This window comes from Sulfoacidibacillus ferrooxidans (assembly GCF_022606465.1).
GTDB classification, from domain to species: Bacteria; Bacillota; Bacilli; order Alicyclobacillales; family SLC66; genus Sulfoacidibacillus; species Sulfoacidibacillus ferrooxidans.
On the sequence record NZ_JALBUF010000009.1, the window covers coordinates 63,646 to 73,804 of the forward strand.

Genomic DNA, 10,159 nt, shown 5'->3' on the forward strand with positions numbered 1-10,159 from the left:
ACTCTTCATCTCCAAGGTGATCTTCAAACGGCATCCACCGACTCGGCTCTCACCTATCCCGAGTTCTCTTTGCGGTCTTCGCGCGCCTACTGTCCTCATCATCGATATACTATATACTTTACTACATATTAACCAATCGGTTCATTAATAAACTCTTCCCACTCAGTAGCCTTTAGCATCTCCATCTGAGCACTCATCAATGAGTGAAACCGCGCTTTAAAGATAGCAGCTTGTTTCTTTACTTCATCGAGTTCCATTGCCGTCTTGCGAGCTTTCGTAAGTGCATCTTGGACAATTCGATCAGCATTTTTCTCTGCTTCGCGAATCACTAACTGGGCTTCTTTACGTGCGTTTTGTTTCAATTCTTCTGCAGTATCTTGAGCAAGCATAAGCGACTTACTCAATGAATCTTCCATCATTTTGAAGTTTTTAACCTGATCTTCAAGTTGCATGCAACGCTCTTCCATATCCTTGTGCTGACGAATAAGTCCTTCATAATCTTTAATGACGCGGTCTAAAAAATCGTTGACCTCATCTTCATTGTATCCTCTGAGAGACCGCTTAAACTCTTTATTATGAATATCAAGAGGCGTTAAGGGCACCAGTGCTCAACCTCCTACTATAGAACATTCTCACATGCATAACTCTATATGTATCAACATTCGACACAAATCGATGATTTCCTCTTTTAATTCTACATAATTGTATTATACATAACGACCGATACGCACAAAAATACGACCACTACGTGAATTTCCTTCGATCCCCATCACTCGTGCGCGTCCAGAACCCCGAAGAGATACTACATCGTGCTCCACGATTTCCTGTGAAGGTTCTACACATAAAACATGATTTAATTGCACTTTACCTGAACGAATCGGTTCTACTGCTTTACTGCGTGACATACCAAAAGCATGCGCAAGAAATGCATCTAAACGAAGACTTTGTAATGTCACTTTCTGTTCCATAAGCGTAGAAGCTAAAAACTGCGAAATAGGTGGTTGCTCATCAACGCGAATAGTAACTGAAGTTTTACCAACCTGAGTGAAATCACGCAAAAGAATATTGACCATCTGCTTTGTGCAAAACACATACGCAGTGTGATCTGGTAAAAAGGCGATATCGCCTAAACCATCCCTTCTTATGCCAACTCCAAGTAGAGCTCCGAGAAAATCACCATGTCGAAGAGTACTGCTTCCCTTCGGAACATCAACGCGAACTGCAACAACCTCAAAATTCTCTTCTCCGGGGTGTTCATGTACATCACTTATGATCGCTCGTTGACGTTCTGCATGCTCATACCCACCATACAACGAAACCGCAAGTGAATATTTAGCACAAATGATCTGTGCAATCCATGCTTCGCGGGGGCTTAAAAAATCTGTTCGACGAGAAACGCCTGTCCGCTCTACCCCGCTTGAAAACTCTTCAAGGCGCTTCACGATCGCCTGCTCAGCTGGACGAAAGTGCTGATGCACGACGTCACTCATCTGCTTCCCGCACCTTTCGACTACGATAATCCAAAAAGCTGTAGTACATAAGTCAGAATAAACAACACAGCATCTTCGATAAAGTAATAGGCAAAAATGGCTACAATTACTGAAATATCAATAGACACTGCGTTGAATCTAAGTGCTGGAATATAGCGCCTAAATGGCGCTAAGTACGGTTCTGTCACACGAACAATAAATCGACCGATCCCTGTCTCATAAACATCGGGAAACCAACTGATTAGTATCCTTGCCAAAATGAAATACCAGTACAAATTAAGAAGCCAAGATATCGTTGATATAATCAACATGTCACCTCAAATGCGCTCTGCCTTCACCTGCTAAATATTCACTAATCGTACCTTGAATATCCACATTTTCAGGCGCGCAGAGAAAAATATTATGTCCAAGTTTTTGCATGCTACCACCGATTGCATATACACAGCCACTTAGAAAATCAACAACTCGCAACGCTTGATCATAAGGAGCTCGATGCAAGTTAACAATCACTGATCGATGTCCTTTTAGATGATCAGCAATTAGCTGAGCATCATCATAAGAAGCAGGTTCTGATAAAATGACGCGGACTTGCTTTTGCGTGTGTAAGTTTAACACCGTACCACGTCTCGTGGCGTTTGCAAAATCCTGATCGGGCTCAAAAGATGAAGGCTCTTCCATGACCTCTTCTTCTTCATCCTCTTCATCACCAAGGCCCAAAAAATTCATCATGCGGTGTAACATCCTGTCACATCCTTTCACCAAAAATCGTTTACTCTCTTAAAGATACACCATATTGAACTATTGTTCGAGCCTTTTTTACAACTCCTGATCAAAATTGACAAGATATCTACCGATCCGTACGATCGTAGCTCCTTCTTCAACAGCAATGTCAAAATCCTTTGACATTCCCATGGAAAGTTCAGGGAGAATTATGCCTGTTTTTTGCTGTATATCGTTACGCAACAGCACAAGTCTACGAAAGTCAGCACGAGATTCTACCGCATGTTCAGTATTGCGTCCGATTGCCATGAAACCAAGTACGCGTAGTCCAGGTAGCATAGCACAATGCTCTACTAAAGAAAAAGCATTTTCTGGATCAATCCCGGATTTTTGTGGTTCATCCGATACGTTCACTTGCAATAATACATTGGGCCGCACACCATAGTTTAGTGCTTCACGACTGATTTCATCAGCTAATTCAGGCCGATCAACACTGTGTATAAAAGCAAAATGGGGAACTACAAAGCGTACTTTATTACGCTGTAAAGGTCCAATAAAATGCCAGATCGATGTTCTATATGCTTCCACCTTAGACTTTGCTACTTGCCAGCGATTTTCCCCAAAGTCAGTATAGCCAACCTTCGTCAACTTCTCTACGGTATCGATGTCCACGTATTTAGTCACAGCAACGATGCGAATAGGCTCGTCCATACGATTTGCACGATGCAGTGCAGAATCAATACGCTTCGAAATATCCGCGCTACGTTTTACTAATTGCTCCATATCATGTTGCACTTGTGATTGATCGTCTATCATGTTCACCCCCGCAATCGAATCAATCCTGCTTGACGCCCAGACTGACCAAAATCGCGACGATGAGAGAAAGATCCAGGCATGCAACTTGTACAAATAGCTGTATCAAGAATGTGTTCTTCAACAATACCTAGAGTTCGTAACTCATCATGACAGATTCTCGGCAAATCCATCATAACAGTTCCAGTATGGATCGTCGACTTCTGCCATGAAGGCATGTGTCTTCCCATACGATCATATGCTACTCGGGCTGCTCGTATGACCGGTGTATCTACCTCGTAGCAACAGGAGCGTATGGCTGGGCCTATTGCCACTCGAATCCGCTCCTGTAAACCTCCTAGTAACACCATGTTTGCAATGACCTCAGAAATGATGCCAGATGTCGCACCACGCCAGCCAGCATGGGCAACACCAATCACTCCTGCACCCGCATCCGCAAACAGCAGCGGCACGCAATCTGCCGTTAATACACCGAGTGCAATAGACGGATCAGATGTTACCAGCCCATCTGCTTTAGCAATACTATCAAATGGACCTGAGCGCACGGTGTCTTTGGTAACTATCTCAACTTGATTACTATGTATCTGTTCACCAAATACGATGTTATTCACATCAATACCCATATCACGAGCAAGTAATAATCGGTTTTCCACTACATGACTTGCATCATCTCCGACGTGAAAACCGACATTGAGGGAACGATACACGCCTTGACTGACGCCTCCATCACGTCGTGAAAAACCCCCGCTGACCTTATTCAATAGCCACTGATCTAGCAAAATCAACCGCGTCATCTTCGTTCCCCCCACTATAGTACCTGTATCGTAACATAAAACGATGGGCACGGGGAAACCGTTTATGGTTAAAATAAAAATGACCGCAGCGCGGTCAATAGCCGCTCGAGTGTCCTCCAGAACGACTTTCTTGCAATTCATTTGATTCTAGTAACCCCTGTCGCAAATCAACTAAAACCACATCTGAACCGATTTTAACAATCTGTGTCCATGGAATCACAATTTCTTCTCCCCCAGCCATTAAACCAAAAAAGCGACCACTTTGGGGGATGATCATGGATCGTATAAGTCCAGTTTCCAAATCAATATCCAGATCGCCAATTGAGCCCAATTTGCGACCATCAACAATATTGATAACATCCTTTGCTTGCAGTTCAGAAGCTCTCATCGCACACACGCCTTAGGTATGACATCAGCCTAAAAGACTGCTCACTAATAAGGTATGTGCGATAAAAAAAACTTTTACACAATCACGAGTTTTACTTAATATATTTTTGCATATGACCAATCGCTGCTTTCTCAAGACGAGAAACTTGCGCTTGTGAAATTCCGATTTCATCAGCAACTTCCATTTGCGTTTTTCCCTCAAAAAAGCGCATGGCTAAAATTCTCTTTTCGCGCTCAGACAATCGTCTCATGGCCTCCTTGATGGCGATTGATTCAACCCACGATGAATCAAGATTGGTGTCATCCTTAATTTGATCCATCACGTAGATCGGTTCCCCACCATCGTGATAAATGGGTTCAAATAAAGAAACCGGATCCTGAATCGCATCAAGCGCGAAGATTACCTCTTCTTTTGCTACCTCCATAGCTTGTGATATCTCCATAATGGTTGGTTCTCGCAGATTCCGATTCGTTAGACTATCGCGAATCTGGAGTGCTTTATACGCGATATCACGAAGGGAGCGGCTCACTCGAATCGGATTATTATCACGTAAATAGCGCCTGATTTCTCCGATAATCATCGGAACAGCATAGGTAGAAAATTTCACATTTTGACCAAGATCAAAGTTGTCGATGGCTTTCATAAGACCTATACATCCCACTTGAAAGAGATCATCAACATACTCTCCGCGATTATTAAAGCGTTGGATGACAGAAAGTACCAGACGCAAATTACCGTTTACAAGTTTTTCGCGTGCATAGTGTTGTCCACTTTGAAGCTCCGTAAACAATTTCCTCATCTCAACATTGGTTAGGACTGGAAGTTGCGAGGTATTGACGCCGCAAATTTCAACTTTGTTGCGCTTCAAATTTTTCCCCCCAAGCGAGCCATACCGAATCGATTCGTGTTTCAGTATGTCCCGGCCAGGGAGAATTATGCAGTTATATCATTTTGTTAAACTCTTTGCGCAAGCGTTTTATAATACGCTTTTCTAGTCTCGAAATATAAGATTGCGATATTCCAAGCAAGTCTGCAACATCCTTTTGTGTCATCTCCTTTCTCCCTGCTAAACCAAACCGCAACTCCATGATTCTTTTTTCTCGATCTGTTAATTTTTCTAGTGCTCCATATAACAACGTACGATCAACCTCATCTTCAATATCGCGATAGATCGTGTCTCCCTCTGTGCCAAGTACATCAGATAGAAGAAGTTCATTGCCATCCCAATCCACATTTAAAGGCTCATCAAAGGACACTTCAATACGTACTTTATTATTGCGCCGCAAAAACATCAAAATTTCATTTTCAATGCAGCGAGAAGCATACGTTGCTAGTTTGATTTTCTTTTCGATATCAAACGTATTGATCGCTTTAATGAGCCCTATCGTGCCTATGGATACGAGATCCTCTATGTTCACGCCAGTATTCTCAAATTTGCGAGCAATGTACACGACCAATCGCAAATTCCGTTCAATCAGCAACGACCGTACAGCCTCATCGCCGCTCGGTAACTTTCCAAGTAAGAACTCCTCTTCTTCCCGAGTTAGGGGCGGTGGCAATGCCTCTGAACCGCCGACATAATAAATTCGTTCTGGACCAGCCCCAATTTTAAGCAGTATGCGAAGAATGAGAAGTCTCATCTGAAGACGTACGCGAACGGGTGTTAACACCACTCTCTCTCCCTTCAACCAGTAACCCTGCAGTACTACCCGGCAATATACAGTCGAATTGATCCACCATAGAGAATCCATCCGTTTGTAAGGCGATAAATAATGGTGCAAGCGAGATCTCTAATTCATCGATACAGGCAATGACTTTATCTGGTCGAATGGCTAGCAAATAGCCCGTGTTCCCTGCAACTCCTCGATACGGCACGATGCTAATGCGCGTCGCAAAATTCCCAAGTTCAGAAGTCTGTTGATACACCATTGCAAGTGGGTCGATTCCATCTCTCATGGCGTTTTTTAATAATGGTGGTAAGAGACTTTCAAGCGCTGCCATTTTAGCAACTGCAACCGGCGTTTTCGTAATTGGATCAGTTAACGAATTGCCAGTGTCTATGAGTGCCTGAACTTGCGCTTCTTGACCAAATAAAGTAAACCGCATAGTGACCACTTGTCCACTTAAGCGCTTAGACCTGATTACAAAACTCCATAAAAAGCGGACGAGCAATAATGCAAGCGGGATAGATAACACGAGAAATACAGTGCTTAAACTCGTCCACCAAGCAACTTGCCCTCCTATCAGCGCTAGTCCGTCCAAACTCGCCCCACCTGTGGCAAAAACATTATGCAACGCATAGATAGCGCCTGCCACTGCAAAGGTAACTGCGTAAAAAGCAGCCACCACCTGCATAAGTTTGACTAAGTGACGATATGTTTTATGATGCAGCGTACGCATGCCAAATGCCAGATCAACCATTACCACTGAGAAAAACCACTTGACAAGCACACTACGCAACATAGACGTTCCAGGAAATAAAGTTGCCACTGCGTACAACGATCCTATGGCTGAAGCCCCAAAAACTCGACGCATCGTCAATTTGCGTTGTAACAATGAGCCTGTAATCAGTAAAAGAGATGCATCGATAAACAAATTGATCAAAAAGGCTAGATCCACATAAATAACCAAATGCAGACCCTCCTGTAGCGAATTGACCACAGTATAGTACATGTATATTGCGAAGTTTGTCAGAACTTGCGAACTTCGTAGAGAAAAGAATCGACAACGGGGAATAACACGTTATTGTGTGGCCATGTCACCTAAGCTACACAGCAAAGGTACTTGTATACTACGGGGGTGGTAGTAGCTATGAAATTGCATAAACTCTCGCTACAAACGCTGATCTCACTGATCAGTATCATACAAAAAATGCTTGTGACTCTCGTGCAAGCCACAAGCAAAAAAGCATAGCCTTCTTACTGAGACAGGCTATGGGAACGATAATCCCATAGTCTGTCCCCCTTCTTTCATGTGCTGACGCAATCAAGGAGTGTTGGGTAGAAACTTTACGGACGATGATTTTGACGGTTGCGCAAAAAGGCAGGGATTTCAAGATCACCAGACTGCACAGTCGAAGTTCCTCCATGAGGTTCTTGACGTCTTGATAAAGGTTTAGGACTAGAGCCACTCTGAGCCTCAAATCCTGTAGCGATAACCGTAACTACTAATTCATCTTTGAGTTCCGGTTTAATCACAGCACCAAAAATCAAATTCACGTCTGGATCAGCTGCCTCAGCAACAATATCTGCCGCTTCAGTCACTTCAAACAGTGTTAAGTTTTCTCCACCTGCTACTTGAATCAATACCCCTCTTGCACCGTCAATCGACGTCTCTAAAAGCGGACTCCGAATGGCCTTTTGAGCAGCTTCTGTCGCTCGTTTCTCACCACTTGCAACGCCAATACCCATTAAAGCAGATCCACGCTCTGTCATGACTGCTTTTACATCAGCAAAATCAACGTTAATGAGTCCAGTTTCCGAAATCAGATCCGAAATACCAGAAACACCTTGACGCAATACATTATCCGCTTCGCGAAATGCATCGAGCATGGGCGTATTTTTTTCGACAATCTCTAATAAACGATCATTAGGTATGACAATCAATGTATCTACTTTTTCTTTTAGAGCAGCAATACCATTTTCCGCTTGAGTCAACCTACGTCGCCCTTCAAATGTAAATGGTTTTGTCACCACACCTACGGTGAGTGCTCCTAATTCTTTAGCAATCTCAGCGATCACTGGAGCTGCACCAGTACCTGTACCGCCACCCATGCCAGCTGTGACAAATACCATATCTGCTCCACGTAATGCATTCATGACAATCTCTCGTGTTTCTTCAGCTGCACGCTTGCCGATATCTGGATTGGCACCCGCACCAAGACCACGAGTCAACTTTTCACCAATTTGTATCCGCTCAGGTGCCTTTGATAGGTGGAGCGCTTGCGCATCGGTGTTGACTGTAATGAAGTCGACATTGCGTACACCAGCTTCAATCATGCGATTTACCGCATTACAGCCACCGCCGCCCACTCCGATCACCTTGATGTGTGCCAACGTTTCACTCTCAAAATCAAACTGTAACATCCCACGTCCTCCTTGACGCACTATATGAAACGTATGCTAGTTAGCCGTTTGTCAAACATATTTAACCTAAATAAAATCCTGAAACCAACCTTTTATCTTCTGCAAGGCACCACCAGAACGCTGTCTTTTTGCGGGTGCTGTTGCAGCTACCGCCTGCCTATGGTAATACCGGGATACATACTTAATCATACTGACACACCCAACATAAGATGGATCACGTACTCCAACATAATCTGGAACAGCGATGCGAACAGATCCGCCCAAATCTTGTTGCGCTAACTTATCAGAACCTTTTAATAACATCGTTCCACCAGACAAGACATAGCCACTTGGCAATCCATTTGGATACCCCATGCGCTCCACTTCATCGCGAACGAGCGAAAAAATTTCTTGCATGCGCGGTTCAATGATATAAGCCAATTCTTCTGCAGTACATTCTCTTTCATTGCTATTACCTATTCGCGGCACTTTGAATTTATCCTCTTGCCGCGCTAAAGAAATCTGAGCGACTCCGTGCCGACACTTGATCATCTCTGCAGTATCTGTCCCCGTTTGCAAACCTACCGTAATATCGTTTGTCACGCTGTCTCCACCAACTGGTATGACTGCAAACCGTTCTAGGGTTCCACGTTCAAATACAGATATTGTCGTTGCACCTGCACCTACGTCTACTAATACAACACCCAGTTTCTTTTCGTCAGCAGACAAGACCATCCCCGCTGCTGCAAGTGGCATCAAGACAGTCCCAGCCACTTCAATACCCGCTCGTTCAACACATCTGAGTAAATTGTGTAAAACTGTTCGCGATCCAGTCACAACATAGGTGTCTACTTCTAAGCGAACGCCAATCATGCCACGTGGATCTGTGACTTCTGACAATCCATCAACCGTAAACTCGCGCGGTACTACATCGACGATCTCTCGTTCAGTTGGCAAGTTGATGACCCGTGCCGCAGAAATCACGCGTTCAACGTCTTCATCGCCAATCTCCCGATCCATCGCAGATACTGCCACGATTCCATGACTTGGTTGCAAAGAAATATGGCTACCAGAAACTCCAACATAAGCTGAGCCAATTGAAATGCCTACCATGCGTTCTGCATGATCTACTGCTTGGCGAATGGTTGCGACCGTCTTATCGATGTCGACGATTGCACCTTTTCTAATTCCATCACTTTTTGCTGTACCTACACCGATAATGTTGACGTTTAATCCGTCAAGCTCGCCAATGATCGCTCGCACTGTCGAGGTTCCAATATCTAATCCAACTACAATTTCTCCCTTGGTCAAGGAGTGGCACTCCCTTCTCCAAATCAACTATTTCTCTATTCACACGTATACTAGTTTATATTAACATGAATTTGAAGAATTATGGAACGGAATTTTTTTACGGAAAAGCAGAAGATGACGAATAGCCGCCAAATTATTGAAAATGCGTACGCCAAACGCTACTACTGCAGCGAGTGTTAAGTCAATTCCAAGCCATGATCCAATAAAAGCCAACAATGCAGCGAGTAATGTATTTGAGAAAAAGCCTGTCAAAAATACGCGCTCGTCAAATTTGCGTTCAATCATAGCGCGAATGCCACCAAATATCGTATCAAAAGCAGCTAAAATTGCTACAGATAGATAAGCAGAATACTGTACTGGCAAGTGAATATTAATGCCTAAGCCTACTGCAATACCTATCAACAAACCAATCATGGATAGAATAAATACACGCATGCTACTATATACCTCCTTAGTATATTAATGTCACGTACTCCAAAGAGTTTTGAGATAAAATTCTCGTAGTGGTCGGGGTACTACGAATTCCTCCTTGGGACCATTGGTTCTCGATCTTGAGAGTGTAGTCCCCGCCTTGCGAGC

Annotated in this window: 13 protein-coding genes; all 13 read right to left on the reverse strand. The window is 43.7% G+C overall.

Going from position 1 to position 10,159, the window contains the following annotated elements; genetic code table 11:
- Positions 1-128: 128 nt before the first annotated feature.
- Positions 129-602 carry a DivIVA domain-containing protein gene (locus MM817_RS12375; RefSeq protein ID WP_241715627.1) on the reverse strand — a complete coding sequence of 158 codons (474 nt, stop codon included), beginning with the start codon at positions 600-602 and terminating at the stop codon, positions 129-131.
- A 105-nt stretch (positions 603-707) separates the two neighbouring features.
- Positions 708-1,490 carry a YlmH family RNA-binding protein gene (locus tag MM817_RS12380; protein ID WP_241715629.1) on the reverse strand — a complete coding sequence of 261 codons (783 nt, stop codon included), beginning with the start codon at positions 1,488-1,490 and terminating at the stop codon, positions 708-710.
- Positions 1,491-1,510: 20 nt separating this feature from the next.
- A complete protein-coding gene (locus MM817_RS12385; protein ID WP_272879962.1) occupies positions 1,511-1,801 on the reverse strand; it encodes a YggT family protein in 291 nt (96 codons plus the stop codon).
- Between the two features lies 1 nt (position 1,802).
- Positions 1,803-2,219 (reverse strand): cell division protein SepF, encoded by a 417-nt coding sequence (locus tag MM817_RS12390; protein WP_241715632.1) that lies wholly within the window; start codon positions 2,217-2,219, stop codon positions 1,803-1,805.
- An 87-nt stretch (positions 2,220-2,306) separates the two neighbouring features.
- The gene (locus tag MM817_RS12395; protein WP_241715634.1) at positions 2,307-3,026 is read right to left on the reverse strand and encodes a YggS family pyridoxal phosphate-dependent enzyme; all 720 of its coding nucleotides are present in this window, start codon (positions 3,024-3,026) and stop codon (positions 2,307-2,309) included.
- A 2-nt stretch (positions 3,027-3,028) separates the two neighbouring features.
- On the reverse strand, positions 3,029-3,817 hold the full coding sequence (pgeF, locus tag MM817_RS12400) for a peptidoglycan editing factor PgeF (protein ID WP_241715637.1): 789 nt from the start codon (positions 3,815-3,817) through the stop codon (positions 3,029-3,031).
- 94 nt (positions 3,818-3,911) lie between these two features.
- Positions 3,912-4,205 (reverse strand): YlmC/YmxH family sporulation protein, encoded by a 294-nt coding sequence (locus MM817_RS12405; RefSeq protein WP_241715639.1) that lies wholly within the window; start codon positions 4,203-4,205, stop codon positions 3,912-3,914.
- A gap of 91 nt (positions 4,206-4,296) precedes the next feature.
- Positions 4,297-5,073: an RNA polymerase sporulation sigma factor SigG gene (gene sigG, locus MM817_RS12410; protein WP_241715641.1), complete on the reverse strand. Its 777-nt coding sequence runs from the start codon at positions 5,071-5,073 to the stop codon at positions 4,297-4,299.
- 73 nt (positions 5,074-5,146) lie between these two features.
- The gene (gene sigE / locus MM817_RS12415) at positions 5,147-5,845 is read right to left on the reverse strand and encodes an RNA polymerase sporulation sigma factor SigE (protein ID WP_241715668.1); all 699 of its coding nucleotides are present in this window, start codon (positions 5,843-5,845) and stop codon (positions 5,147-5,149) included.
- Positions 5,814-6,836, reverse strand: a complete 1,023-nt coding sequence (locus MM817_RS12420) for a sigma-E processing peptidase SpoIIGA (protein ID WP_241715642.1) — start codon at positions 6,834-6,836, stop codon at positions 5,814-5,816. The genes sigE and MM817_RS12420 overlap by 32 nt, the downstream gene beginning before the upstream one ends.
- Before the next feature lie 377 nt (positions 6,837-7,213).
- Complete coding sequence (gene ftsZ, locus MM817_RS12425) at positions 7,214-8,290, reverse strand: cell division protein FtsZ (protein ID WP_241715644.1); 1,077 nt, start codon at positions 8,288-8,290, stop codon at positions 7,214-7,216.
- A gap of 66 nt (positions 8,291-8,356) precedes the next feature.
- Positions 8,357-9,580 carry a cell division protein FtsA gene (gene ftsA, locus MM817_RS12430; RefSeq protein WP_241715646.1) on the reverse strand — a complete coding sequence of 408 codons (1,224 nt, stop codon included), beginning with the start codon at positions 9,578-9,580 and terminating at the stop codon, positions 8,357-8,359.
- A 60-nt stretch (positions 9,581-9,640) separates the two neighbouring features.
- Positions 9,641-10,015 carry a small basic family protein gene (locus MM817_RS12435; RefSeq protein ID WP_241715648.1) on the reverse strand — a complete coding sequence of 125 codons (375 nt, stop codon included), beginning with the start codon at positions 10,013-10,015 and terminating at the stop codon, positions 9,641-9,643.
- Positions 10,016-10,159 lie beyond the last annotated feature (144 nt).